Consider the following 26,317-nt stretch of genomic DNA (forward strand, 5'->3'; position numbering starts at 1 on the left):
TTTTTTGAAACAAACTCGATAGTATGTTTTAGAAACTAACTATACAATAAGTAACTTTTAGGTGACTAGGTTACTTGAGAGAAACTACTATGCAGAACAAGACAGATTTTCTAGCGTACAGTATTTATTCTAAAGATTGCCCTGCACGAGCTTTTTTTGATCGCCTTGCCGATCATTGGACCTTGTTAATTATTGGTTTACTGAGAAAAGAAGCGCTTCGATTTAATCAGATTAAAAGAGAAGTAGAAGGTATTTCACAAAAAGTTTTGTCACAAAAGCTTAAACAATTGGAACGAGATGGGCTGCTTACGCGAACCGCTTTTGCTACCGTTCCGGTAACCGTAGAGTATCAATTAACCGACTTAGGCCATGATTTTGCTCAAACGATTGAACTGTTTGCTGATTGGGCAGAACAAAATATAGAGCAGGTAAAACAGGCGCAAAAAAATTACGATAATGCTAATGCCTAGAAGCTGGCTATATTAGTCGCTAATGTTTGTTCTAGGTTTTACATTTACTTCCACTTCAAAGCCGTCCTGTTTACCCATCGCTGGGGATCTGAGCTGCAAGGTAATTCCCGCACCTGTAGTAATGGCATCGACAATCGCTAGCCCCAAACCCGAGCCAGAAGCGGTCGTGTTTGCTCGCACAAACCGATTGCGCAACAAGGCGAGGTCTTGCGGTGCAACAAGATCGCACTCATTCATCACTCGCAGCGTTCCACCTTCCAGCAAACTCACTTCCACTGGACGATTAGCTCGACCATGTTTGAGCGCATTTTCAATCAAGTTACGCGCTAGAATGGCAAAGGCATCTGGGTCTAACAGAGAGTTAATGTCACTTGTCGGCAAGGTTAATTTGATGCTTTCTGGTGACTGACGAGTAAAGTCGCCCACTATCATCTTCAATATAGGCACAAGGTTATGCGGCTTTTGTGAAATAGCGCCACCGCCTTCCGCTTTGGCTAATTCGAGTAACTTCTCAGACTGTTTTGATAGACCTTTTAGAGAGCTTTCAACATCGGTAATTTGCAGTTTTAAATGCTCGTCTTGTGTGATCGATTTGATTCGTTGCACCTTGGCCAATGCGGTCGCCAGAGGTGTACGTAATTCATGGGCACTGTTGGCGGTAAAGCTGCGTTCTGCCTCTAATGTGCGACGTAGTCGTTCGAGCAAGCGATTGACGGCCACCGCAATGGGTTTAAATTCTTTGGGGAGTTTTTCCATTTCCACTGGCGATAAATTCCCTGCGCCACGTTTTTCAATAGCGTGTTGAAAGATAACGACTTTACGAAGAGACAATCGAATAATCCACCAGATACCTAACAAGCTAATTGGCGCTAAAAACAGTAAGGGAAGTAGCAACGCAATCGCCGCCTCCATGAGGTCTTCTTCCCTGTGCTCTAGAGGTTCAGCCACTTCAATATAAACACGATGTTCTAATGCGGATGTGGTGTAAATTCGATGGGTCGAGGTGTTCGAGAAACCTATTTTTAGGGCTTCGCCAAATATCTGCGGATTGGCATCTTTTGAACGCAACAGCACATTGCCTTGCTGATCTTTAACCACATAGGTGAGGTATTCATCATCATTTTCTAGCGTTGGGATGCCGAGCCAGTCATTGTTTTGTTGTTTAAAGGAATCGGCAATCACCAAGGGCAGAATATGTTGAGCAGACTTCTTGAGCGCTTTATCAAAGGACTCGTTCATCTCTTTTTGCACCACCAACCCCGAAGTGATGGCGCCGAACAACCAAAGTAATGAAACGCCCAAAGTTAGGCCGATGCTCAGACTTTTCTTTAAGCTAGCGTTAGTGCTCATAAGTCTCCAAACGATAACCCATGTTTCTGACGGTAATAATGACATCTCGCCCCAGCTTCTTGCGTAACCGACTGATGTAAACTTCAATGGTATTGCTCTCGATTTCGGCACCGAATTGGTACAAACGGTCTTCAAGTTGTGAACGAGACAATAGAGTACCTGGACGCTGTACAAAGCCTTCGAATAGCGCCCATTCACGCGCAGTCAATTCCACGTTTTGTCCATTCGCCTTGATGCGATGTTCACTCAGATCTATTTCTAAATGACCGATTTTGACGAGCGGATTTGGGTCGCCACGATAACGTCGAGCAACCGCACTGACTCGAGCTGATAATTCGGATAGGTCAAAAGGCTTGATTAAATAATCGTCGGCTCCGGCGTTTAGTCCTTCAATTCGATCCGATACCTGATCGCGAGCGGTAAGAATGATAACGGGCGTTGAGTCTCCAGATTTTCTAAGGCTTTTAAAAAATCAAAGCCATTGCCATCCGGCAACATAAGGTCGAGCAGAATCAAGTTATAACTGGTGGTTTGTACGCTGGCTTGTGCAAAATTCAGGCTTTGCACCCAATCTACTGCGTGACCGTCATCACGAATTTGATCGCGAACGGCTTCTCCTAACCCAGTGGTATCTTCTATTAACAATACTCGCATGCCGTATCTCTGATTAGATTGTTTTGCTCATCATAGCTCATTGACCTGACATTAACCTGAAAGGCGAGACGAGAAAGGCTATTTCGATTTTGTTGAGAGCTTCTGTCTTTATAAAAATATCGGCGTTCAGCTCAGAGTCAGGAAAGGATTATAGAGTGCTGTTATCAGATCTTAAAAGGAAACCACGATGAAACACATTCTATTGGCGTTAAGCATTTTTTCAGGCTTGGCATTGTCCATGTCAGCACAGGCTCGGGAAGTAACCTTTACTACCCAACTGGCTCGCTACAATGGCAGCGGCGCGTATTTTGCGATTTATCTTATGGACGCCAATGACAAGTACCAGCAGACGATTTGGGTTGCAGGCAAAGAACGTAAATATTATTCGCACTTACGTGGCTGGTCTCGTGCAAGCGGTAAAAAAAGTGCTGAATACGACGGCAAAACTGGAGCAAGCATCACCAGCGGTAGATCGTTAACCATTACTCAGAACATAGACAATAACTTGATCGACTCTGGCTATAAAATAGTGATTGATAGCGCTGTCGAAGACGCAAACAGCAACCAAGCGGATGTGTCGACGCCTTTGACAACAGCAGGATCCGGCAAAACAGTAATCGGGTCCGGATATGTGATGTCATTTACTTACGATCTTAAATAATCGGGTGGAGTAAAGGTTATGTTACGCAAGTTGCATGGTTTACCAAGTTTAGCGGTGATGCTATTTGTCATAACGCTGGCCTGTACTGGTGCGGTGCTGTCTTTGATGCCGACATTTCATCGAGCCGTCGCTGTGATTCCAGCAGTAGGTGAGGTAAGCGTTGCAACGCTGGCGCAACATGTAGTGACGCATTTTCCACAAGCCGAACGTATAGAACGAGATCTTTCTGGCGAAGTCATTGTGCATTATCAACAAGACGAAAAGTCTCATGCAGACTTGGTTAATCCGTTAACTGGCGAAAGTATTGCACCGCACCGACCTTCCGCTGTGATGGTTTGGGTAAAGGATCTGCATCGTTCTTTTTTATTGGGTGACATGGGGCGAATCATGGCGGGTGTGACCGCTGGTTTTATGATGCTGATCTGTCTTTCTGGAACCTTTTTATTGGTGCGTCGCATTGGTGGTTGGAAAGCCTTAGTTAGACCTTTTAAAGGCAAAGGCGGCAAACGTATTCATTCGGAGTTAGCGCGTTTCGCGGTACTTGGCTTGCTTCTCTCCTCATTAACCGGTGCCTATATGTCAGCACTGCGCTTTGGTGTTTTTACCGATCATACTTATGTGGAAGCCGAGTTTCCTAATGCTGTATCGGGTGGACTGCCCGCTCCTGTCAACTCGTTAATAGCATTAAAAAACATAGATTTAAGTGAACTGCGAGAGCCTCACCTTTCCTGCTCCTAATGACCGACAAGATGTCTACTCGGTAACAACACGTAGTGGCGTTGGATTTGTCGATCAATCAACAGGCCAATGGCTTTCTTTTGCGGTTTTACCTGAAAGCGGCGTACTACAACAATTGGTGACGAAACTCCACACAGGCGAAGGTTTGTGGTTGTTAGGGTTAATCCTAGGTGCTTCTGCGTTGACTGTGCCTGTGTTGTCTTATACTGGTGCTCAGTCTTGGTGGATTCGTCGCCGTTCGGCCATTACTCAAATTAATAGCCAGATCAACACAGTGGATATTGAGCAAGCGGATACCATTATTTTGGTCGGATCTGAGGGCAATACAACTTGGGGGTTTGCTCGAGACCTGCAAGCAAACCTCTGTAAAGTGGGTTGTAAGGTGTATTGCGCTGAGATGAATCAATTGGCGGATTATTATCCACGCGCGAAGCGATTGTTTATTTTAACTTCGACCTACGGCAATGGCGATGCACCGTCTTCTGCCCATAATTTTTTAACAAAATTAGCGAGCTTTCGGCCGGATCAGACGCTGCAATTTGCCGTATTGGGCTTCGGTGATCAGCAGTTTCCGCAATTCTGTCAGTATGCGCTAGATGTGGATGCAGCTTTACAAAACAAAGGTATAGCCCGTATTCATTCGGTAGGTTTGATCAATCGAGGTTCTTCTGCACAATTTCGGGAATGGGGTAATGATATTGCTGAGGTGACAGGTATTCCGCTTGCTTTAACTCATAACCCGCTGCCCACTCCGACAGCAAAACTGACGCTGATAGATCGTGAAGACTATGGTCTAGAAGGCTTGGCTGCCACGAGTATTTTTCGCTTTAGCGCGGTAGGTACGGATTCATTACCTTTTTTTGAAGCGGGAGATTTATTGGGGATTGTGCCACCAAATGATGACGTGGCACGTTTTTATTCCTTAGCATCCTCAACAACCGATGGCGTATTAGAAATCTGCGTACGTAAACAGCCTTATGGCCTTTGCTCTGGTTATTTACATGCTCTAAAACTCGGTGATGGCATTGAAGGTTTTATTCGTCAAAACCCTGAGTTTCGTCCTGCAGTCGGAGGTAATCCGGTAATTCTTATTGGCGCTGGGGCGGGTATTGGGCCGTTGGCGGGTTTTATTCGTAAAAATACTCAGCGCAATCCGATGTTCCTTTACTGGGGCGGACGCAATGAAGAAGCAGACTTTCTTTATCAACCCGACCTTGGCCGTTATCTTAACGATCATCGTTTAACAGGATTACAAACGGCTTTCTCACAAACGAAAAGCCAAGCCGCTGAAAAAGCGTACGTGCAGGACAAGCTGTTAGAAGATCAAACCGCGGTACGACAAATGTTAGAGCAAGGTGCGCAGATCCTTGTTTGTGGTGGCCGAGGCATGGCTGCCGGTGTCGCTCAGGCGATTAATGACATACTCAAACCATTGCAGATCAATGTTGATGCCTTAAAAGCTCAGGGCCGTTATTTGGAGGATGTTTATTAGTCATTTGAGTTGCTTACTAAGCAACGCTTTGTACGTTTCTTGCTCATATCGAGCTTTACAGTAATACTGTTTATATCCCTTCTGCCAAAAAAGTGGTTTAGATGCACTAAAAGGACAGGTAATATGCCTGACTTTTATTTTAGAGCCATAGCCATTTGCTATCCAAATTAATGGAAAATGGAATTAGAGAGAAACTTATGAATACAACGTTTAAAGTGTTACTTGGAATGGTGCTCGGTATCATTGTTGGACTGATCCTTAATTTAACCGGCCTAAACGCTGACGGAACATGGGCAAACAGTTACTTAACCGATGGTGCGTTTAAAGTCGTTGGTACCATGTTTGTAAATGCGCTCAAAATGCTAGTTGTGCCGCTAGTCTTCTTCTCCTTGGTGTGTGGTGTGTGTGGTATCGGCGACATTAAATTGCTGGGAAGAATTGGCTCCAAATCTTTCTTTTTGTACCTAGTGACGACAGCCATTGCCATTGCTGCAGCGTTAATTATTGCAACAGGCTTTGGTATTGGTGAAGGCATGAATGCAGAGTCTTCTGTGAGCTTCACGGGCAAAGAATCTCCACCGCTCTCAACTGTCTTAATCAATATCATTCCATCTAATCCAATCAGTGCGATGGCGGATGGTGACATGCTGCCAGTGATTTTCTTCTCTATCATGTTTGGCGTCAGTATCTTAATGGTCGGGAAAAAAGCCAACGTTGTTAGCGACTTTATCGAAGCGCTGAATGAAATCATGATGAAGATGGTTAACATCATCATGGCAGTAGCTCCGTATGCGGTTTTCTGTTTGATTGCTAGAGCGATTGCCGATTTGGGTATGGATTTACTAGCTCAACTTCTTGGTTATGTTTTGGTTTTGATTGGTGTCTTGTTGTTCCATTTATTTGTGACTTTACAGCTGATTTTAAAAGTCTTATCAGGCTTGAACCCTTTTACCTTCATGAAGAAAATGCGCAACACTCAGGTGTTTGCTTTTAGTACTTCAAGCTCCAACGCAACCATTCCTGTGACCCTGCGTACTGTGACTCAACGCATGGGGGTGAAAAACTCGGTAGCGTCTTTCACTGTGCCTTTTGGCGCAACCATCAATATGGATGGTACGGCCATAATGCAGGGTGTTGCCACTGTCTTTATTGCCAATATCTATAACGTTGAACTGGGCATGATGGGTTACTTAACCGTTATTTTGATGTCCGTATTAGCGTCTATTGGTACCGCTGGTGTACCGGTGTGGGCTTGATCATGCTGTCTATGGTATTTGCTCAAGTTGGCTTGCCGATTGAAGGCATTGGCTTGATTCTGGGTGTTGACAGATTATTAGATATGATTCGGACTTCGGTGAACGTTTCAGGCGATGCCATGGTATCTATCGTGGTGGCTAAGAGCGAAGGGCAGCTAGATGAAGCGATATATAATGACCCTGACGCTGGGAATTTCTCTGAATTGCATCTAGAGAAAAAGCAAGCCTAAAAACGGTTACGTTCTCATAATAAAAAAACGCTTACCTCTTGGAGGTAAGCGTTTTTTTATGGACCAAGTAGTCTTTAGAAACGTGTAACCACAGTGACACCCGGTGGGTTTGCCTTGTCCATATTCATCAGTGCGGCAATGGATTCTTCTAGGCTGATGGTTCGGCCGAGTAGCTTTTCTGGACTGAGCTTGCCTGACTTGATCATCGCCAACATAGCGTCGTAACGAAACGCCTGCATACCATGGCTACCGATGATTTCTAGCTCGTGGGCAATGACTAAATTCATTGGAATCGGCGGTGTGGCTTGCTCGCCTAGCAACAAGCCGACCTGAACGTGCTTGCCGAGTTTTTTCAAACTTTTAATGGAGTTGATACAGGTTGTTGGGTGACCTAAAGCATCGATTGAGACATGGCCCCGCCGCGGGTGAGGTCTTTAATGGCTGCAGCGACATCGGCTACGTGGGTGGCGTTAATGGTTGCGTAGGCGCCTAGGGCTTTTGCGAGCCTCAAGTTTATCGTCTGTCACGTCCACGGCAATCACATTGGCACCAATGCTATTGGCAATCATAATGGCTGACAAGCCAACACCACCACAGCCATGCACCGCCACCCATTGACCTGCGCTGACTTTTCCTTGATCAACCACCGCTCTAAACGAGGTAACAAAGCGACAGCCAAGACTGGCTGCTGTGGTGAAGTCTATGTTTTCAGGCAGGGTAACTAGATTCACATCCGCGTGATGAATGGCAACGTATTCCGCGAAAGATCCCCAATGGGTAAAGCCTGGCTGAGTTTGATTACCGCAGACTTGATGATTGCCGCCATGGCATTCATGACAAGAGCCACAGCCGCTAACAAAGGGCACAGTAACTCGGTCACCGACTTTGAAGCGTTGAACATCTTTGCCAACGGCTTCAATAATGCCGGCAAATTCGTGACCGGAACGTGTGGCAGCACAATGTCTGGGTCGTGTCCCATCCAGCCATGCCAATCACTTCGGCAAACGCCAGTGGCTTCAACTTTGATCACAACACCATGATTTTCTGGTGTTGGGTCTTCGACATTCATAATTTTAGGCGTGGCTGAAAAGCTTTCGTAAACAACGGCTTTCATGGTGTGCTCCTGTTGGTAATCATCTAATGAGTAGCCTACCTAATGCACGAGAAATTACTTTGCTCTTTTCCTTGAATATTAGCGAACTTAAGAAATACTATTTCTAATAATAGATAAATTAGAGAGGAATCTTTCAATGGCGGCTTTGGATAAGGTAGACACTGATATTGTTCGACGTATGCAGCAAGATGGCAAATTGACGAACGCAAAGCTAGCCAGTGAACTTTCGTTGAGTGAAACACCTTGTTGGCGACGATTAAAACGCCTAGAGGAAGAAGGCATCATAACCGATTATCAGGCGAATCTAGATCGTCGTAAATTAGGCTTTGGCGTGATGGCGTTTGTGCAGCTGACATGTAATCAACACGATGAAGACACGACTCAAGCGTTTGAAAAGATTATTAAGCATTGTGACAATGTCTTGTCGTGTCATAACACCACAGGCGCGGCGGACTTCTTACTGCAAGTAGTCGCCAAAGACTTAGACGATTACAGCCGTTTTGTCGACCAAGTGCTGAGGAAATTGCCTGGTGTTTCCGCAATTGTTTCGAATATATCTTTACGAGAACTTAAAGCCTCAACCCGGTTGCCAGTGTAATGATCAAGAGTGTATCTACTTTTTGTAATAAATATGCAGTCTAAGTGCATCTCTTGAAATGCGGTTGTTTTTAATCCTGCCATCACCAAATATGTATGCAGGAACACGAAGTAAGTGAAACGCTAACTAGGAGCTATTGAGCTTAGGAGGAAAGATGCAAAATCAAACTGCACATGCCCACCACATTACAGACATTATTAAAGTAATGAACGGCGGTATTGAATTCTACCAAGAAGCGAAAACCAAATTAGATGACAGCACTTATAACGCTTTTTTTAATCGCATGATTGGCGCTAAAGCGGAAGCGGTTGCTGAGCTGCAGCCATTCGCTGTCGATCAGCAAGGTGAAGTAGAAACCGATACCAATAATCTAGTCAAAGCGCGCCAAACTTATACTAAGTTGATGTCTAAGATCTCCAGCGAATCGACTGCTTTTACTTACATTGATCAGTTAGAAGAAGTAGAAGACAAGGTGCTCGAAGAGCTTGATTTAGCGCTTGAGAGAAAACAAACGCAAGATTGTGAAGTCACTTTGCGCCGCGTTAAAGTTAGAATGAAAGAGTGTCATGACGAAATGAAAGCACTGCAAGTAGCCGCTCAGCATTAACAATTTGTACTGGAATCAAACAGCGCTTTATTTCACTGCTTAATCTCTGTTGGTTAAAACGAGATCAGGGGGGCAGTTAAGAAAAATAGTCGCTGAATACGGCGGTAATACGAAAGCCAGCATTGGCAGATTAGGGTCAATGCTGGCTTTTTTGTGTCCATTCGACAGGCTCACTTAACGTGCCATATGTTTAGATGTCTAAACATTTTCTTGCAATTATTGTCCGCTTTTGTCAAAGTATGCACAAAGGAGGAGCCTTTATGACCTATTCACAAAAGACGGCAACGGGGGCGATTTTGCTTCCAGTCTTTATTCCAACCGTTGTCGTTACCCTATTTCTTATCGTCGGAACCTTAAGTAATCCAGAGCTTGCAGGAGAAGTATTTCAAAGTGCATTGGCTTGGGTGACTAAGACCTTTGGCTGGTTTTATATGCTGGCGACCGCGATTTTTCTCGTATTTCTTGTTTGTATTGGTTTTAGTCGCTGGGGCAATATTCGCTTAGGCCCAGATCACGGAGACCCTGAATACAGTTTTCCCGCTTGGTTTGCCATGCTTTTCTCGGCTGGTTACGGGATTGCCTTGTTATTTTTTGGCGTGGCAGAACCTGTTTTGCACTTTTCCCAACCACCCAATGCGACCGCAGAGACCATTGGTGCCGCTCGTGAAGCCATGCAGATTGCGTATTTCCATTGGGGCTTACATATCTGGGGTATTTACGGCCTGATGGGGTTAGTGCTGGCTTATTTTGCGTTCCGTCATGGCTTGCCGCTGTCGGTGCGTTCGGCGCTGTATCCTCTGATTGGTGATCGTATATACGGCCCTATTGGTCATATTGTCGACGTATTTGCGATTCTCGGTACCTTATTTGGTTTGGCCACTACGCTTGGCTTGTCGGTTACCCAGATCAATGCAGGTTTGCATTATCTTTGGGAAGACATTCCGATTAATACCATGGTGCAAATCACCGCTATTGGTTTAATCACCTTAGCTGCCATTGGCTCTGTGGTTGCGGGTATGGATAAAGGGGTGAAAAACCTGTCGATTTTGAATATGGGCTTGGCTGTATTCATCATGGTGATTGTGTTTTTTGTTGGCCCAAGCATCCATATTCTTGATGCTTTTGTACAAAACACTGGTTCGTATCTGAGTAACATTGTCGAGCGTACTTTTAATCTACAGGCTTATACGCAAAGTGATTGGATTGGTAATTGGACGCTGTTTATTTTTGCTTGGACGATCGCTTGGGCACCGTTTGTTGGTTTGTTTATTGCCAAGATTAGCCGTGGTCGTACGATTCGTCAGTTTATTTTTGGCGTGCTTGCGGTTCCGACTCTGTTTACCTTTTTATGGTTTGCTATCTTTGGCGATACCGCGCTGTATTTGATTATGGAGCAGGGTAAGGATGTGCTGATTGGTGAAGTTCAAGCGGATCATTCGGTTGCCTTGTTTCAGTTCTATGACTTGCTACCTTGGTCGACCTTCTTATCTGTGGTCACCGTCTTTTTGATTATTACTTTCTTTGTCACCTCGTCAGACTCTGGTTCCTTAGTGGTGGATTCCTTGGCGTCTGGTGGTGCGCTAGAAACGCCAGTTTGGCAACGAGTCTTTTGGGCATCTCTTGAAGGTATTATCGCTGCAACCTTGTTATTGGCTGGTGGCTTAGGCGCACTGCAAACCATGAGTATTTTGGCTGCTTTGCCTTTTGCCATCATCATGTTGGTTGCCGCACTTGGTTTATGGCGAGCCTTGGTAATCGAGGGTCATCGTGGGGCCGCGGTAGAAGCTGCAGCGACACCGTGGCCGAGCCTTTAGTAACGAAGGTAGCTGGCGTAAGCGCTTAAGTACCTTGTTTAAATTCCCTGGCGAAGCCAAGGTAAAGCACTTTATCAAAGATGTTGTCGAGCCAGCGATGGTGGAAGTTCAGAAGGAATTGGCGACTCATGGTTGGAAAGCCAATATTACCAAAGAAGAAAACGGCGTCACTTTTCAACTAGAGCGTGACGAAAAATTGGACTTCTATTACCAAGTGATCGCCACGGAACATGAAATCCCAGAAGCGCACAGCGAAAACTCGAAATACGACACTCATTGGCAAGCGGACGTATATATTCGTAACGGTGCCCTTGGTTATGAACTCTACGGCTGTAGTCAAGATGAGGTAATACGTGACTTGATTGACCAGCTAGAACAGTACTTCAACTTCGTTGATTCCGCGCCTGGGCAATTACCTTGGAATACTGTGTCTTAGTTTAGATCTAGTAAAATAGCTAGGACTTAGTAAAAAGCCAACATTCGCTTAGCAAGAGTGAATGTTGGCTTTTTTAGTTGGCAGCATTTCATCCTGCCATACGGGCCAAAATGTTATCTTTGAACCAAAAGCGGTGTATTAGAGCCATTGCTATATGGCCTATCATTAATCCTGCCAGTAGCCATGAGAGAGGGCTGTGTAACAGATCGGCAGGAGCAACCATCCAGGCAATGTGACGTTCTGCTTCAGGTAGTATTGTCATGCCATATAAGCGTATTTCATAACCTTCACCGTACTGACGTAGAAGTGCAAAAGCTGGCAAAAAAAGCAGTAACGCATAAAAGCTAATATGAACGAGGTGTGCAACTTTTCCACCTAGGCCTGGTGCTTTTGGTGGGCGTTGTTTTCGGTTTAGCCATGTCCAATATAAACGAACAAGGGTAACAGCTAGAATCAGAAGACCTAGTGACCCATGTGGGCCTATGCTGTCTAAGAATAATGTAATCGTATTTTTTCCTGTTCCCCGCCAAGCCAGCACAATAGAGAATTGCAGTATGACGAGTACTGCTGTTAGCCAATGCAGTGTTCGGCTGATTTTCCCATAGTGGTTATAGCCGTCTCGCCACTGATTGTTTCGGGGATGTGTCTTGCCTTGATTTGAGGCGTCGGCGTTGTTCACATGTAACGTCATTAAACCTAAATCTCCCTAGTTTTTAACCGTGTCCTGAAATCGTGAATGTATTTTAGTGGTTAAAAGTGATGGTATAAGAGATTTTATTATAACGATAATTGTTATCATTTGAAGTTGTTTTGTTGTGAAGTTGTGACACCTACAACTAGAGCCTAATAAAAATTGAGTCTCTAGTTCAGGTATTGCAGCAAGGATGGTGAAGCTAGTTAATTATCGACTCGGGCACGATCACGCTTAAGGATTGAGGTCTGACGACGACTTCTAGCGTCTTTGCTTCACGCGTTTCGCCGTCTATGACATAGTGACCGACTTGACTGATATCCACAGTGACACGTTGTGCTGAACGATGGAAAATACCATTGTTGCCCTCAACGGATTCACTGTCTTCGTTTTTATCGCCCATGCCAAGCATGGCCAATTCTGCTAAGTTCAATATTTGCATGCGGTCAGGATCTAACCAAGTTAAATCCAGCTCACCATCCATAATATTGGGCACACCTTTTCCTTGTGCCAATAACGTCGTAACAGGTGCGGCATTGGCAATGGTTAAGCTTGGCGTCTTTATGGTAAAGGGGGCTTCATCATTGAGTTGCACGGAAAACTCATGCACTTCGTTTTGTCCGACGGCCTCCCATAAGCCCTTTAAATAAGCCAATTGACCGCTGGTGTTTTTCTTTTCTCGATCGGCTTTTTCAATCATTTGTTGCTCAAAGCCAACGCCAGCGAGCAATAACATTAATTCGCCATTACAGGTTGCGGTGTCAATTCGCTGTTCGCAGCCATCGATCAGATTTAAACAGATGGTTTCAAGTGAGGCTACTTTTGAGAGCGTACCGCATAGTACATGGCTTAAAGCATTGGCCGTCCCAAAGGGAATGATCCCCAATTTAATGTGAGTGCCAACCATAGCCGCAGCGACCTCTGTGACCGTTCCATCACCACCGCAAGCGATAATCATATCGGGTGAGGCTTTAACGGCTTGTTTGGCTAGATCGGTACCATTTATTTCTGGTGTGGTGGTTTTGACCGTGACATTAAAGTAAGCGGATAAATAGCGCAAAATAACGTCTTGTTGTTCCTCCCATTGACGAGAGACCCGATACCGAGGTTGGCGATTAGCCACGCGGAGTTATGTACCACTAAAAGCTTATTATCTAAAGCACGTTTTAAATGCTTAAACTGACGTTTGTTCAAGCGAGCGGTTTGGCGAATATCGCGGATCTTATCCATGATAGCATCAGGCGATGATTTGGGTTTTTGGCTGAGTAAGTACGCCGCCATCATAAATACAGAACGGCCACGACCTAAAGCGCAGTGAATAACAACGGAACGTCCCGTTTTACGATGTGTGTGTATCCAATTCAACGCGCGGTGGATTTGTGTATCAGACGGTACAGAATGATCAAGAATCGGAATATTCAAATAATCAATATCGGCTTGATAAGACATCCAGTTTAGTGAGCTGAACTCGGCGGTCACGTCTAATACCGCACTGATATTAGCGTTTTTGATATCGTGAATATCCGATGGGAATAAGCGTCTCGCAAGGTATAAACCGTCATCTATTTTTTGCAATGCAGGAACCGAATCTGTGCTTCTCGCCCAGCTGTTATAGAGTTGTGTACTCCACAAAAATGGCATAAATACCCAACGAATATAGACGGGCACCGTGCCATCGGAGCGTTTGCGAAAAATAGTCGGTTTATTAAGAAGATAGGCAAGACTGACGGTGAAAAATGACAAGGCAAACCATGCCCAAGCCAACTGAAAATACACATTGCGAGTCATAATAACCAACAATACAAAGACAGCCGTGATCAATAAATAATAGTTTGGTTTAAACAATACCACTCTCCTAGAGTCCAGCTATAGTGTAAACAGAGTACCACACCCCCTATTAAAATAAAGGCAGGGAGAAGTGAGGATGCTGTAAAGCTAGGTAAACAGTGCAAAATCAGTTGCAAAGTTTTTTTAGGAGTTTGCGGGGTACTTCTAATCCAAGTGGTATGTCGACAAATAGTTGAAACTCTTTTTAGCGCTTTTTTCCAGTTCTGTTAGAAGCATAACGGTACTGTCTGCTAATTTTACCCCTTTGCTGAGTAAAAAATCGCCGTTATGATTTCTTAAGTCTCGAGACAATACCATTCCTGCTGTCAGTTGCTGAGAGGTAACATGAAGGTCGTTGATAGGCGTTTCAACTTTCTTCAAAGATAAAGAGGATTTTAGCGCTTCAACGGCACTGACAGAATAATGAGTACCGGATTTGGTCTCTAAATAGTTGATTGCGTCTTGATGGGTTAGCGTTTTTTCTAACAGGCGGCCTGTAATTAACTCAACATAATCATTGGCTACGGTTAATATTTGGGCGGACTTAGGAATGGATTCGCCTTTCTCTCCTCTAGGATAACCTTCACCGTTTAGATATTCCTTATGGTGAAGGATAATGTCGGCAACGGTCACTAAAGGGCGGATGTTTTTAAGTAACATCGCCCCTTTTAACGGATACTGTTTATACTCGTGTTTTTGTTCTTCTGATAATAAAACGTAAGGAGTGAATAGCAGTTCATCAGCGAAGCTCATTTGGCTCATGTAACGCATTTTAGCGGCCCTAGTAAGATGAATAAGCTCTCTTTGCGGTAAATGTAACAGTTCTGCCATGTCTGTTACTAAGCTAATTATATCGGGCACATCAACGTTAGGTTTGGGATTCCGCATATCTAACAGGTTGGCAAATAGATCAATTGTACTCTTGTAGTTTTCCTGTAGTGCAGAGTTAATTTCGATGATTTTTTTTGTGCGTTCTTTGACCGTTGCTTCTAATGATTCATTCATTGCGATGAGTTTTTCATTCTGAGAGGCAAGCAGAGACTGCAGGTGTTCATTCTTTTTCTTTAGATTTATAGTGACTAAAGTGTCTTCAACCAATTGTTGCAGTTTTTCGTCGTCCCATGGTTTTTCTACGTAATGAGAAATTTTACCTAAGTTTACTGCCTCAACGATCGCTTCCATATCTGCATAGCCAGTTAAAAGAATCCTCTTTGTATGTGGATATTGCTCTGCCGCAGCAGTTAAAAATTCAGGTCCAGTCATTTTAGGCATACGGGCGTCAGAAATGATAATATCAATATTGTGTTCTTTTAATATTTCTAGTCCTTCGTGGCCGCTACCCGCTATAAATACATTGCACTCTGTTTTGCGAAATAAACGCTTTAAAGATGACAGTACATTTTTCATCATCGACCAGTAGTAAGCTTGGCAGTATTTCCTGATCCTCCATGTCTAATACATTGATGTTCATGTAGCATTCTCCTTTAAACTGGCTGCGCGAGTGTCTTGGTAAGGTAACCAAATGCTAAATTCTGTCCCTTTGCCTAGTTCACTTTTCACTTCAATGGTGCCTTGGTGATCTTCAATAATGCCATAGGATATCGATAAGCCTAATCCGGTACCCACACCCACGTCTTTGGTGGTAAAAAATGGATTGAAAATAGACTTCAAGTCTTTTTCATCAATACCACAACCGTTATCGGCAACCTTTACGGTGATGCCATTTGAGCCTTCTGCTAGTGTTATCGTTAACTCGCCATGTTCATTCATTGCATGAGACGCATTCACAAATAGATTTAAAAACACCTGCAAAAGTTCACCGCTATTTGCCATTATTGCTGGTACGTCGTCTATATGCTTGTTTACCACGCCCTTAAACTTTAGTTCATTATTGGCGAGTCTTAATGCTTCATCGATAATTTCATGGATCTTACAGGCTTCTTTTTGATTGTCTGATTGACGTGAAAAGCGTTTTAAGCCGCCGACGATGTCGATAATTCGCTTAACACCTTGTTGTGACTCATCAAGAAGGTTTTGTGTATCCTGCATTAAAAAGTTCATATCAATATCACACCAAATCTTCTCGACGATTTGGGCTGGCTTATTGACATTAGAATCAGGAGATCGAAGAGAGGCTTTTGTTAACGCTTTAGATGCGGCAGCATAGTCTATAAAGTCATTAAGGTATTCGCCTAAAGACTTCATATTACTTTTGATAAACCCCATTGGGTTATTAATTTCATGGGCAATCCCAGCCGAAAGTTGCCCAACGGTTGCCATTTTTTCTGATTGGATAAGCTTCTTTTTGTGCTTCTTTTAGCGCTTCATTAGCACTGGTGATTTCTTTATAACTTTCCAGCAGCCTGTCTTCCTGAAACCTGTGCTCCATTATTATGGCGAGTTGTTTGATTCCTGTTTTGAAGACATTCAGTACCTGATTTTGTTTGTCTGTTAATCCTTGACTAAACAAAAAGATGATGCCGCTAATATAATCTAGGCTGATGACTGGTAAGGCAATGACCGTATCGATTTTCTTCCCATTGATGACCAAATCGATAATCTGTAAATGTGTCGTTTTCCTTTCTTTAACATGGTGTTCGACTTCGTTAATGATTTCTTTGGCTTCATTGCTGTTGATTTCTAGTGCTTGCTCTTCATGTTGACCGAGATTTTGTAGTAGCGCAGAGTAAGTGTCAGCCTGATTGCGATCGAATGGGAAATGGGCAAAAGCGGCAAAGGACATGTCGCTTAGATGCATCATGTCATTGACGATAGTGGGCAGAAAATCACGAAAACGCGGTTTTTCTAGACCGTATCGACCAATATGAATAAGAAATTTATTTTCTCGTACTGCAAAGTGTAGAGAGTCAACATTTTCTTTTAAAGCAAGATTAACAAAGTGAAGCTCGCGGCTTTTTTGCTCAAGAATGGCCTCTGCATTTTTACGTGCTTTACGCTCTCGCTGGAAAGCCGCTTCGTATTCCATGTCCGTCTCCTAGTTAGCTGCGTTCTATTATCATGGAGCAATGATCGGCTCCTTCATTCATACAGCAAGTGTGTTTAATGGTAACGGACGTTCCAAAACTCTCAGCCGCTTGGTGTACTAGGCCAATGGCTAATAAACACATTTTTCGAGGTGATTGATAATAAAGTGTGACGCCATTTTTACGCTTTTCGGTGACGAGAATTTTTGGTGTTAAAGCATCTGGATAGAGCTTGTTAACTTCCACATGAATAACAGAATCTACCGCTTCTAGTAGTGACCAAAGGTCTGGGAAATTCATCATCGAAGGTGGCAAGCTATGGGCTAAGCCTTTGTATAAATAGCGTCCAAAGGCCTCGATCAGATCTGGCACTGGAATAGCGCTATGCTCGGACAGTGCGACGACAAGGGACACTATTTCCTGATCATCGTAATTGTCTGCACTGGTATAAATTCCACCGCTGGGTAAGTCACATCTACTTAGTAATGTTTCCCAGCATTCCATACCAAATTGGTCTTCGATCATTTCTTGAAAGTGAGTAAAAACGGCACCTTTCATGATATCTACCCTGCGCAGTTGTATAATTTAATAGAGTAGACAAAAAGCGTAGAAAATCTTAGACGTAATTGGTTTAGGTGCGTAATTTTTTGTTGGGCGTTAAGGCGTATATGGTAAAGAGAAAGCCAAAGTTGAACTCGTGTCATGTAAATGTGGATTCATGTGTTAGCGTTTAGCTTTAGTCAGACGGGATATCACCATAAATAATGTTTGAAATACATTAAACGGAAAAAAACGCTGTTTCATTCATCTTTGACAGATTTTCTGCATAGTTTGGAATAAAAAGGTAATGAAATGTGAGACTCATGTTCACCTCTATTGCATAAAACTGACGTTTGTTAATCTCATTAACAAGATGATAGCCGATGCAGGTGTCAGTGATGAAAGAGCAAGTTTTGACTGCGCAGTTAGGTGAGTGCTTTCCTGAGCATTCATTCCATAACCATCATATTAGTGTGCTTCACAAAGGGCGCTTCGCCAATGCGATCGTCTATCGATACAAAGATGATCACTTTGATTTTGTTATTAAAGATTTTCAACATAGCCCTTGGATCGTGAGGAAAACGGTTGCGCGTTTGTTTATTAATCAAGAATACAAAGCCTTAGAGCGCCTCAGCGGCATGAATGGCGTGAGCAATGAATTTCATCGCCTTTCTGACATTAGTATTGCCTATTCTTTTATTGAGGGAACACCTCTACGAACACTCAATAAACAAAATAAGAAACTGCCTAAGCTTTTCTTTAGCCAATTAGAACATAGAGTGTCTGAAATGCACCGTCGCGGTTTGGTGCATTTAGATTTACGAAATCTAGGTAATATTCTTGTCGGAGAAGACGGCCAGCCTTATTTTATTGATTTTCAATCTGCTATAACCTATTCCCGTTTTCCCATTGGGTTACAGCGTATTATGCGGGGGGCGGATCTCTCGGGTGTATATAAAGCTTGGTCAGCGCTGTGTGAACACCCCATGGCTGAGTATAAGAAAGCGTTTTTCATCCATTATAACCAATTAAGAAAGCGCTGGATTTTTCGTGGTTATCCAATACACCGTGCTTATCTCTGGTTGTCTGGTCTCGCCAGTCAGCTGCCTGGTGCTGATTTGTTTCGCAATATGATGGAAAAGCTGTAAGAGCAGGCCCTGATACGTTATGAATCCCATACCAATAACAGGATTTTTCTAAAGCGCGATTAACTACTGACAATTAGATTGTTCAAGGCTTTGGCAATCAGATCTTTTTTCACTAAGGTGCGTTTCACTGGTTTATCAAACCAGAAATCCATCGGCTGATCAAAACCGATGCCGTGCATGTAGTTGTAAAGCGCCTTACGTAATCCGTCGCCTAACATATCGTGATCCGTACCGGTTGGATCGGTGAAATCCACATCGTTTTCCGCGAACATGATGTCAGGACGTTCCGCGAGCGTGATGCCATATTCTTCCGGATTAATGCCTATCGGGCTGTGTGCTGTGGCCGCGAATCGATGCCAGAAGGCCGATTGGAAGCATTCTTGTGCCATCATTTGACGCACCATTTCGAGCGCATCAACGGTTTCTTGCTCGGTTTGAGTAGGGAAGCCATACATCAAATAAGAATGCACCAGAATACCCGCATCACTGAAAGCTTTGGTTACGCGAGCCACTTGCTCCACACTGACGCCTTTTTTCATCAGTTTTAGTAATCTATCAGAGGCCACTTCAAGACCACCGCTTACGGCAATACAGCCAGAATCCGCTAACAACTGGCAGCGCTCTGGTGTAAAGGTTTTTTCAAAGCGAATATTGCCCCACCAACTGATCACCACGCCCCGTTCGATTAGGCGTCTTGCTAAGGCAAACAGCGCTTTTGGTGGTGCGGCTTCATCGACAAAGTGAAACCCCGTCTGTCCGGTTTCTTCGATTAATTCTTCAATGCGATCCACCAGAATATCGGCACCCGCTGCGTCGTAACGGTCGATGTAATCCAGTGTCACATCACAGAAACTGCATTTGCGCCAGTAACAGCCGTGGGCGATGGTTAGCTTATTCCAGCGGCCATCGCTCCAGATGCGATGCATAGGGTTGAGCATTTCACACAAGGACAAGTATTCGGTTAACGGCAAACCATCGTAAATTGGCGTGCCAACATCGGTTTGCGGAATGTCGTGCAACTCGGCGTTTTCATTGTAGTGAACGAATGGTTCGCCATCTTCGTCTTCAGCGAGGAAGTAAGTACGCACTAACTCGTCTATCTCACGCTTGCCGTCAAAGAATTCCAATAGTGTCATAAATGGGCGTTCGCCATCATCTAGGCAGATGAAATCGACAAACTCGAACACACGAGGATCTTTCAGTGCGCGTAGCTCAGTATTAATAAAACCACCACCCAATACTATAGGTAGGTCAGGATTAATGGCTTTACAGGTTTGCGCGATACGTAGAGCGCCTAACATATTGCCGGGAAATGGCACGGTTAACGCCACCACACTAGGCTGAGTTTCTTCCAAATACTGCTCGACTAATTGCTCTAAAATTTCAGAGCTAAAGCTTGGCTCGCCCATCAGGGTATTGTAGAGATCATCAAAACTTGGGTTAGCCGCTGCCAAACGCTCGCCATAACGGCTGACTTCAAAATACGGGTCAACGCCTTGTGTGATCACCGCCGACAAATCATTGATAAACAAAGTGGCTAAATACTTGGCTTTGTCTTGCACACCAAGCTGACCAAAAGCGGTTTTGAGAATATCGCCTGACACTTCTTCCATCTGCGCAATGGCGTCAAACGCTGGGCCTTCTGGCAAAAAACGCCGCGAAACAATACGCAGCGCAAGACTGGAATCCTTGCCTTGTAAAAAGCGAATAACCGGTTCGACACACAGACGATAACGGTCAAATTCGGCTAAGAAACAAAACACCGCGTCGGGCAGTTCATCGTCTTCAAAGGATTCGAAGTTGTCTTCCACATGCTGACGAATAATATCCAGCGCCGGTGCTGTCATCATTTCAAGGAACAGCTCAATGGCCGGATCGCGCTGTACCGCCTCATAGCCCCGAGAGCGCAAAAAGCCAGTCAGATACGCCGTTGCGGGATACGGTGTATTCAGTTGCGTCATGGGTGGGGTCATCAGAAGAACGGTCATAGCCTGCCTTTAAAGTAAAACCTAATCGGAATAGGCAGATTCTAGCATTTAACGCTTTTAAAGGGGCCAGGTCCCTTAAAATATAATGTCTTTAATCTGTGCGTGAAGTGCATTCATTTAGCGTTATCTTCGCTCTGTGTTAGAGTACGCGCCGTTACAGGTTGTGGACCTCTGTGTCCGCAATAATAGGGAAGTCAGTGCAATTCTGACGCTGCCCCCGCAACGGTAAAAAAGTCAAACTCTGCCAATACGCCACTGTGGTTTGCCATGGGAAGGCGGCAAAGCCTGCATTCGCAACTTTTGAGTCCGGAGACCTGCCTGTAGCTGGGGGTTCTGCGCAAGCGTGAACCAAATGTCATCACTGTGCGGGCGTGCTCAGTGCAACAGTAGATCTTATTTATGAAAACTCAATTTACTCCTGCGTTCACGAGAACCCTCGTGGCGTGTAGTGTCATGTCCGTCGTTTCGGCTCAGGCAGAGACAACATCGGATTCATCGTCAACCTTATCGCCTTTGGTCGTCACGGCAACATCAACACCAGTGAGCACTGCCGATTCGCTTTTTTCTGTCACCGTCATCGACGCAGAAGAAGTGAACGCCCAGCAAGCGCAACAAATAACCGAGTTACTGGCCGCTCAGCCCGGCGTCGACGTCAGTTCAAATGGTGGTTACGGAAAAACCACCAGTGTCTACATGCGTGGCGCGGGGGCTGAATCGACTAAGTTTTTGTTAGACGGTATTCCGCTGTATTCCGCAACGTCGGGTGGGGCGCCTTTTGAAAACATTCCAGCTTCTTTGATTGATCGCCTAGAAATGGTTCGTGGGCCGAAAGCCACGCTCTACGGTGCGGACGCGGTGGGTGGCGTGATTCAGATGTTTTTACCCGAAGCGGGAGACGAGCCTGAAGCGAATCTCGCCATCGGTGCGGGGTCGTTTAATACCAAAACAACAGAGCTAACCTTAGCGGGCTCCCGTGATAATACTCAGTACCTCTTGTCGGCTGGAATCTTTGAGACCGACGGTGACATAGTCAAAAAAGGGGAAGAGGCTCAAGGCTATCGCAATGAAAATATATTACTCAATGTTGGGCACCAATTTGATAGCGGTGCACGTATCAGCAGCTTGGTAATGAACAGCGCAGGACGCAATCATTATGTGGGTGACGAAAGTGATTACCAGGTGCAAGTGATCGGTCTGGGGGCCAGCTTTCCGGTGACGGACAATTGGGAGACAGAGTTCAAAGTTTCTCAGGCCCGCAACGATAGAACCACGGTGTCCTCTGCGGAAACCTACGCGACGACGACACAAACTGCTCGTTGGAGTAATACGGTTTGGGCAGACGATCATGAATTTGTATTGGGTGCGGAAACCTCTGAAGACAGTGTGGATGTGACGCGCTATCAAGCACCAGACCGTCGTAATGACGCGGCCTTTGCGCAGGCCTTGTTTGATTTTGGAGTGACCAGCTTACAGCTCAATCTTCGCCAAGATCATAATAGTGCCTATGGAGATTCAACAACGGGTGGCGTGGCGGCGGGTTATAAGCTCGATGCGATTCATCGACTGCGCGCCAGCTATGGCGAAGCTTTTGCCGCTCCTACGTTTAATGACTTGTATTATCCGGTAGTGGCGATCCCACACTGGATGCCACACGCTCTAAAACAGTAGAAGTGGGAATTCGTGCCGACTATGGCGACCGATATTGGGATGTGGCGGTGTTTGACGCTTCCTATGGTGATCTCGTTATTTGGTCTAACTACACAGGGTCTTGGAAAGCCTATAATGTGGACTCTACCGCGCAGGGAATCGAGTTATCGTCTGGTTTGACGCTGGAACAATGGCGACTTGGTGCCGCGTTTACTTGGTTGGACGCCAAGGACGATGAGACGGGTTTTCAACTGCCTAAGCGTGCTCAGCGTAGTGCGCGTCTTAGTCTAGATCGTACGTTTGAACAGGGCCAAATAGGCATGACCTTGATTGGTGCCAACGGCCGTGCGACGACTTTAGGCAGCGATGAAATGTTGCCAGGGTACGTTACTTTGGATTTGCGTGCCAGTTACGATTTTGCCATCGATTGGAACGCTGAGTTGAGTGTGAAGAATGCTCTTGATAAAGAATACCAAACTGCCAAAGATTATATAAATCCGGGGCGTGGTGTTTTCCTAACGCTTAACTATTCGGCATTTTAATGACGAATCCGATGCGTATTATTTTATTAGTATTGTTAGGGTGGCTAGGCGGTTGGGCATTTGTGCCCGCGGCCTTTGCCGACGCGATTTGTGTGCTTGATGACCGTGGTCAGACCGTGTGTCTTGAGCAAGCGGCAACGCGGATTGCCGCCTTATCGCCGGGAGCAACCGAGCTTATCTACGCGGCAGGAGCGGGCGCCAGTGTCGTGGCGGTCGTGTCTTACAGTGATTACCCAGAAGCGGTAAAAAGCGTCGCTTCTGTTGGTAGTCATACGCGCCTTGATTTGGAGCGTTTGCTCAGCTTACAGCCGGATCTGGTGTTGGCTTGGGGAACCGGTAATCCGTCAGAACAGATTGATACCCTAGTACGATTAGGCTTGCCGGTATATTACGTAGAACCTTATGAGTTCAAAGACATTGCGCGCAACATTGAAAACTTGGGCAAATTGGCCGGCACTTCAACCGTGGCCGATGCGGAAGCAGAACGTTTTAGCAGTGGAATACAGGCCTTACGTGAGCGCTATAAAGAGGCCTCGCCGGTGCGGACTTTTTATCAAGTTTGGGCGGAGCCTCTGATGTCGATGAATGCGAGTCATTATATTAGCAAGGTCGTGAGTCTCTGTGGTGGCATCAATGTGTTCGCCGATTCTCCGCGTTTGATTCCTCGACTGAGTCAAGAAGCCGTATTGCTGGAAAACCCAGAAGCCATTGTGACCGGGGGGATGGGAGAGCAGAACGCGGCCTGGTTGGATCCATGGCGCGCTTTCCCCAATTTGCTTGCGACTCAAAAAGACAATTTGTTTTTTGTGCCGCCTTCGCTGATTCAGCGGCCAACACCGCGTCTATTAGAGGGCGCCCAAATCCTCTGTGAGAAACTGGATATTGCCCGTGCTCGACGTTAAACCCTTACCATTAATAAACCGCTTCAGCATGCTGTTACCGCTGGCCATATTGGCGATCATGTCGCTATTGAGCATTGTGTTTGCTGTCACGCAGGGCAGTGTGAGTTTATCGCCTGTCGCTGTTTGGCACGCTTTGTTAGGGCAAGGGTCAGGACTGAATCAAACCTTGGTACTGGAACTGCGTTTACCCCGTGTGATGGCGGGGTTTGCGACGGGTGGCTTACTAGCGGTAGCGGGGGCGTTGATGCAGATTCTTTTGCGCAACCCGCTCGCTGACCCTTATGTGCTAGGGATTTCTGGTGGCGCCTCGGTAGCGGCCTTGGCTGCGATTTTGCTAGGCATTGGTGGCGTATTCATGTCTGGTATGGCGTTTATTGGTGCGGTGCTTTCGACATTGTTAGTGTTTGGCTTGTCTACCCGTTTGGGTAGTACGGCACCTATGCGTTTATTATTAACTGGGGTGGTGATTGCCGCTGGTTGGGGAGCGTTAATCACCCTGATGTTAGCCTTGGCCCCACCCCATAAAATCCCTGGCATGTTGTATTGGCTCATGGGCGATTTGTCTTACGCCAGTACACCTTGGATTGCTTGGTTGGTGCTGATTCCGACCTGCATGGTACTGATGCCGCTGGGAAGAAGTCTTAATGTGTTGGCGCGTGGGCCTTTGCAAGCGGCAGCACTGGGTGTCAATGTGAAAAGTTTAGAGCGTTTGGTGTTTCTGCTAGCCAGCTTACTCACGGCCATCGCCGTAACAACAGCGGGCAGTGTGGGCTTTGTCGGCTTGGTGATTCCGCATATGCTGCGCATGGTGCTGGGCAATGATCAGAGGCTCATTTTACCCGCTAGCGCGCTAGCGGGTGGTTGTTTAGTGACACTTGCCGACACCTTGGCGCGCACCGTGATTGCTCCGGAGCAACTCCCCGTGGGCGTGATTACTGCGTTACTGGGTGTGCCGACATTTTTGTATTTGTTGCAGCGGGGGCGTTTATGAGCGAACTTGCTTTAATTCAGCTGTTGGCCGCGATACCCAATAAGCCGACATGCTCTGACAATGCCTTATCTATCCGCTTTCAAGCCGGGCAAATGTGGGGCATTTTAGGGCCTAATGGTGTCGGTAAAACCACCTTATTGCATACGTTGGCGGCGTTGCTCCCTCCCGCCTCTGGTCAAATTGAGGCTCAATCATCAGCCGATGTCCCAGCTGCCTCGCTTAACCTTGGCGCAGCACATCGGCATCATGTTTCAAGAATATCAAGATGGCTTCCCTGCTACCGTATTAGAAAGTGTTTTGTTGGGACGCTTTCCGCATTTATCCCCTTGGGAAATGGAAAGTGAACGGGACGTGGCGTTGGCTTATGCTGCGTTAGCACGTTTGGATCTAGTGGATTTTGCGCAGCGACCATTAAGCAGTTTATCGGGCGGAGAACGCCAGCGTGCAGCATTAGCTGCCTTAATGGCGCAAGCACCACAGGTATGGCTGGTGGACGAACCGACGAATCATCTGGACTTGCATTATCAAGTCGCGGCTATGGGCTTACTCGCAGAACAAGCTAATGTGGGCAAAGTGGTTGTTATGTCTCTACATGATGTGAATGTGGCCGCTCAATGGTGTTCTCATGTGTTGCTTTTATACCCAGATCGTCCGCCCATTTGGGGAGAAGCCGCCAACTTATTAACGCAAGACAATCTAGAGCCGCTGTATCGTCAAAAACTTGCCATGACGACGCTCAACGGCAAACCATTGTTTGTGCCAGTCGCCTGATTTACTGAAGAATCGGTTTTAAATAGTCAGGACCAAGTTGCTGCATTTGCACTTCAATCCAGTCGACTCTTTGGCGAAGATAATAGGTTAAATTATTAGGGCTGCGAGTTCGTGGACTGGGGAGTAGCACGGCAAGTCGTGCTGCTTGATTCATGGTGAGTCTGCTAGCGGATCGACCAAAATAATGCTGGCTTGCGGCTTCGACACCGTAAATGCCTTTGCCAAATTCTGCTATGTTTAAATACACTTCTAAGATACGCTTTTTACCCCAAAGTGTTTCCAGCCCTATTGCTAAACCGGCTTCTAAACCTTTGCGAACAAAGCTTCTGCCCGACCACAGAAAGAGATTTTTTGCGGTTTGTTGGGTAATGGTACTGGCACCACGCAGGCCGTCGCCATCGTCGTATTGGCTTAGCGCTTTGCTAATCGCTGCAAAGTCGACACCAAAGTGCTCAGGGAAACGCTGATCTTCTGACGCCACCACCGCCAACGGCATATGAGGCGGCAACTCATCAATGCTGATCCATGTCTGTTTCACTGGATAATCGCTTTGCAGCATAAACGCTGTTGTGGGTATTGGCGCAAAGCGAAACACCAGTAAAACAAGCACCAGTAACAGCAAAGTGCGCCACAGAATGGCCCAAATTGTTTTGAAAATACCGCGTTTACGCTTTGCCATTCATTGTCTCTTAATCGGTTTAACGAGGCTTTTCTTAGCCTATTGCTTACACAAGTATAAACAATAAAGAAGCGAATCTTTAATGAATCTTTAATTTAGCGTGCGCAGATTCTAGATCTCGATTCCTGTAGCATGCGCCCATCGAAATTTTATCCTCCGCAAAAGCGGATTTCACCTTATAAAACAA

At 45.5% G+C, this 26,317-nt stretch carries 24 protein-coding genes, 4 pseudogenes and 1 riboswitch; of the genes and pseudogenes, 15 read left to right on the forward strand and 13 right to left on the reverse strand.

Annotated elements, in window-relative coordinates; genetic code table 11:
• Positions 1 to 89: 89 nt before the first annotated feature.
• Entirely contained in the window at positions 90 to 470 is a 381-nt protein-coding gene (locus tag ONZ52_RS16685; protein ID WP_265219833.1) for a winged helix-turn-helix transcriptional regulator, read from the forward strand.
• A gap of 12 nt (positions 471 to 482) precedes the next feature.
• Here ONZ52_RS16685 and ONZ52_RS16690 read toward each other — a convergent pair whose 3' ends face one another.
• The 3 genes and pseudogenes from ONZ52_RS16690 to ONZ52_RS16700 form a co-directional block, all read right to left on the reverse strand.
• A complete protein-coding gene (locus tag ONZ52_RS16690; RefSeq protein WP_265219834.1) occupies positions 483 to 1,820 on the reverse strand; it encodes a sensor histidine kinase in 1,338 nt (445 codons plus the stop codon).
• Positions 1,810 to 2,034, reverse strand: coding sequence for a winged helix-turn-helix domain-containing protein (locus ONZ52_RS25435; RefSeq protein WP_418139099.1), 225 nt, complete (start codon positions 2,032 to 2,034; stop codon positions 1,810 to 1,812). The genes ONZ52_RS16690 and ONZ52_RS25435 overlap by 11 nt, the downstream gene beginning before the upstream one ends.
• A gap of 165 nt (positions 2,035 to 2,199) precedes the next feature.
• Positions 2,200 to 2,474 (reverse strand): annotated as a pseudogene (locus ONZ52_RS16700) (response regulator); the annotation flags it as partial.
• Between the two features lie 187 nt (positions 2,475 to 2,661).
• On the opposite strand from ONZ52_RS16700, the gene ONZ52_RS16705 reads away from it, so the two are divergent.
• From ONZ52_RS16705 to ONZ52_RS16720, 4 genes and pseudogenes are all read left to right on the forward strand, one after another.
• The gene (locus ONZ52_RS16705; protein ID WP_265219836.1) at positions 2,662 to 3,135 is read left to right on the forward strand and encodes a DUF2271 domain-containing protein; all 474 of its coding nucleotides are present in this window, start codon (positions 2,662 to 2,664) and stop codon (positions 3,133 to 3,135) included.
• Positions 3,136 to 3,153: 18 nt separating this feature from the next.
• Positions 3,154 to 3,873, forward strand: a complete 720-nt coding sequence (locus ONZ52_RS16710; RefSeq protein ID WP_265219837.1) for a PepSY-associated TM helix domain-containing protein — start codon at positions 3,154 to 3,156, stop codon at positions 3,871 to 3,873.
• Positions 3,839 to 5,365: a flavodoxin domain-containing protein gene (locus tag ONZ52_RS16715; RefSeq protein WP_265219838.1), complete on the forward strand. Its 1,527-nt coding sequence runs from the start codon at positions 3,839 to 3,841 to the stop codon at positions 5,363 to 5,365. Before ONZ52_RS16710 ends, ONZ52_RS16715 begins: the two co-directional genes overlap by 35 nt.
• Before the next feature lie 227 nt (positions 5,366 to 5,592).
• Positions 5,593 to 6,851 (forward strand): annotated as a pseudogene (locus ONZ52_RS16720) (dicarboxylate/amino acid:cation symporter).
• Between the two features lie 74 nt (positions 6,852 to 6,925).
• Here the strand turns inward: ONZ52_RS16720 and ONZ52_RS16725 are convergent.
• Positions 6,926 to 7,965: pseudogene (locus ONZ52_RS16725) on the reverse strand (zinc-dependent alcohol dehydrogenase family protein).
• 136 nt (positions 7,966 to 8,101) lie between these two features.
• Between ONZ52_RS16725 and ONZ52_RS16730 the strand changes: the two are divergent.
• From ONZ52_RS16730 to ONZ52_RS16745, 4 genes are all read left to right on the forward strand, one after another.
• A complete protein-coding gene (locus ONZ52_RS16730) occupies positions 8,102 to 8,563 on the forward strand; it encodes an Lrp/AsnC family transcriptional regulator (protein WP_265219839.1) in 462 nt (153 codons plus the stop codon).
• Positions 8,564 to 8,717: 154 nt separating this feature from the next.
• A complete protein-coding gene (locus tag ONZ52_RS16735; protein WP_265219840.1) occupies positions 8,718 to 9,170 on the forward strand; it encodes a PA2169 family four-helix-bundle protein in 453 nt (150 codons plus the stop codon).
• 260 nt (positions 9,171 to 9,430) lie between these two features.
• A complete protein-coding gene (locus tag ONZ52_RS16740; protein ID WP_265219841.1) occupies positions 9,431 to 10,984 on the forward strand; it encodes a BCCT family transporter in 1,554 nt (517 codons plus the stop codon).
• A 34-nt stretch (positions 10,985 to 11,018) separates the two neighbouring features.
• Entirely contained in the window at positions 11,019 to 11,420 is a 402-nt protein-coding gene (locus tag ONZ52_RS16745) for a hypothetical protein (RefSeq protein ID WP_265219842.1), read from the forward strand.
• An 88-nt stretch (positions 11,421 to 11,508) separates the two neighbouring features.
• On the opposite strand, the gene ONZ52_RS16750 is transcribed toward ONZ52_RS16745, so the two are convergent.
• The 7 genes from ONZ52_RS16750 to ONZ52_RS16780 form a co-directional block, all read right to left on the reverse strand.
• Entirely contained in the window at positions 11,509 to 12,111 is a 603-nt protein-coding gene (locus tag ONZ52_RS16750; RefSeq protein WP_265219843.1) for a cytochrome b, read from the reverse strand.
• A gap of 202 nt (positions 12,112 to 12,313) precedes the next feature.
• Complete coding sequence (locus ONZ52_RS16755) at positions 12,314 to 13,171, reverse strand: diacylglycerol kinase family protein (RefSeq protein WP_265219844.1); 858 nt, start codon at positions 13,169 to 13,171, stop codon at positions 12,314 to 12,316.
• Positions 13,114 to 13,956 carry a dual specificity protein phosphatase family protein gene (locus ONZ52_RS16760; RefSeq protein WP_265219845.1) on the reverse strand — a complete coding sequence of 281 codons (843 nt, stop codon included), beginning with the start codon at positions 13,954 to 13,956 and terminating at the stop codon, positions 13,114 to 13,116. The genes ONZ52_RS16755 and ONZ52_RS16760 overlap by 58 nt, the downstream gene beginning before the upstream one ends.
• Positions 13,957 to 14,103: 147 nt before the next feature.
• The gene (nosR, locus tag ONZ52_RS16765; protein WP_265219846.1) at positions 14,104 to 15,348 is read right to left on the reverse strand and encodes a response regulator c-di-GMP phosphodiesterase, NosR family; all 1,245 of its coding nucleotides are present in this window, start codon (positions 15,346 to 15,348) and stop codon (positions 14,104 to 14,106) included.
• Positions 15,349 to 15,405: 57 nt separating this feature from the next.
• On the reverse strand, positions 15,406 to 16,218 hold the full coding sequence (locus ONZ52_RS16770) for a sensor histidine kinase (protein WP_265219847.1): 813 nt from the start codon (positions 16,216 to 16,218) through the stop codon (positions 15,406 to 15,408).
• Positions 16,178 to 16,924: a hypothetical protein gene (locus ONZ52_RS16775; protein ID WP_265219848.1), complete on the reverse strand. Its 747-nt coding sequence runs from the start codon at positions 16,922 to 16,924 to the stop codon at positions 16,178 to 16,180. The genes ONZ52_RS16770 and ONZ52_RS16775 overlap by 41 nt, the downstream gene beginning before the upstream one ends.
• 13 nt (positions 16,925 to 16,937) lie before the next feature.
• Positions 16,938 to 17,480: a heme NO-binding domain-containing protein gene (locus tag ONZ52_RS16780; RefSeq protein WP_265219849.1), complete on the reverse strand. Its 543-nt coding sequence runs from the start codon at positions 17,478 to 17,480 to the stop codon at positions 16,938 to 16,940.
• A 380-nt stretch (positions 17,481 to 17,860) separates the two neighbouring features.
• On the opposite strand from ONZ52_RS16780, the gene ONZ52_RS16785 reads away from it, so the two are divergent.
• Positions 17,861 to 18,610 (forward strand): RIO1 family regulatory kinase/ATPase domain-containing protein, encoded by a 750-nt coding sequence (locus ONZ52_RS16785; protein WP_265219850.1) that lies wholly within the window; start codon positions 17,861 to 17,863, stop codon positions 18,608 to 18,610.
• Between the two features lie 59 nt (positions 18,611 to 18,669).
• On the opposite strand, the gene ONZ52_RS16790 is transcribed toward ONZ52_RS16785, so the two are convergent.
• Positions 18,670 to 20,598: a B12-binding domain-containing radical SAM protein gene (locus ONZ52_RS16790; protein ID WP_265219851.1), complete on the reverse strand. Its 1,929-nt coding sequence runs from the start codon at positions 20,596 to 20,598 to the stop codon at positions 18,670 to 18,672.
• Between the two features lie 141 nt (positions 20,599 to 20,739).
• Positions 20,740 to 20,934: riboswitch (cobalamin riboswitch) on the forward strand.
• Positions 20,935 to 21,051: 117 nt separating this feature from the next.
• Between ONZ52_RS16790 and ONZ52_RS16795 the strand changes: the two genes are divergently transcribed.
• From ONZ52_RS16795 to ONZ52_RS16815, 5 genes and pseudogenes are all read left to right on the forward strand, one after another.
• Positions 21,052 to 22,266 carry a TonB-dependent receptor domain-containing protein gene (locus ONZ52_RS16795; RefSeq protein ID WP_265219852.1) on the forward strand — a complete coding sequence of 405 codons (1,215 nt, stop codon included), beginning with the start codon at positions 21,052 to 21,054 and terminating at the stop codon, positions 22,264 to 22,266.
• A 2-nt stretch (positions 22,267 to 22,268) separates the two neighbouring features.
• Positions 22,269 to 22,787, forward strand: coding sequence for a TonB-dependent receptor domain-containing protein (locus ONZ52_RS16800; protein ID WP_265219853.1), 519 nt, complete (start codon positions 22,269 to 22,271; stop codon positions 22,785 to 22,787).
• 11 nt (positions 22,788 to 22,798) lie between these two features.
• Positions 22,799 to 23,689 carry a cobalamin-binding protein gene (locus ONZ52_RS16805; protein ID WP_265219854.1) on the forward strand — a complete coding sequence of 297 codons (891 nt, stop codon included), beginning with the start codon at positions 22,799 to 22,801 and terminating at the stop codon, positions 23,687 to 23,689.
• Positions 23,690 to 23,717: 28 nt separating this feature from the next.
• Positions 23,718 to 24,680 carry a FecCD family ABC transporter permease gene (locus ONZ52_RS16810; protein WP_265220313.1) on the forward strand — a complete coding sequence of 321 codons (963 nt, stop codon included), beginning with the start codon at positions 23,718 to 23,720 and terminating at the stop codon, positions 24,678 to 24,680.
• A gap of 92 nt (positions 24,681 to 24,772) precedes the next feature.
• Positions 24,773 to 25,451, forward strand: a pseudogene (locus ONZ52_RS16815) (ABC transporter ATP-binding protein).
• A gap of 1 nt (position 25,452) precedes the next feature.
• Here ONZ52_RS16815 and mtgA read toward each other — a convergent pair.
• Positions 25,453 to 26,130 carry a monofunctional biosynthetic peptidoglycan transglycosylase gene (mtgA, locus tag ONZ52_RS16820; protein ID WP_265219855.1) on the reverse strand — a complete coding sequence of 226 codons (678 nt, stop codon included), beginning with the start codon at positions 26,128 to 26,130 and terminating at the stop codon, positions 25,453 to 25,455.
• Between the last annotated feature and the right edge of the window lie 187 nt (positions 26,131 to 26,317).

Source organism: Marinomonas rhodophyticola (assembly GCF_026113935.1).
GTDB classification, from domain to species: Bacteria; Pseudomonadota; Gammaproteobacteria; order Pseudomonadales; family Marinomonadaceae; genus Marinomonas; species Marinomonas rhodophyticola.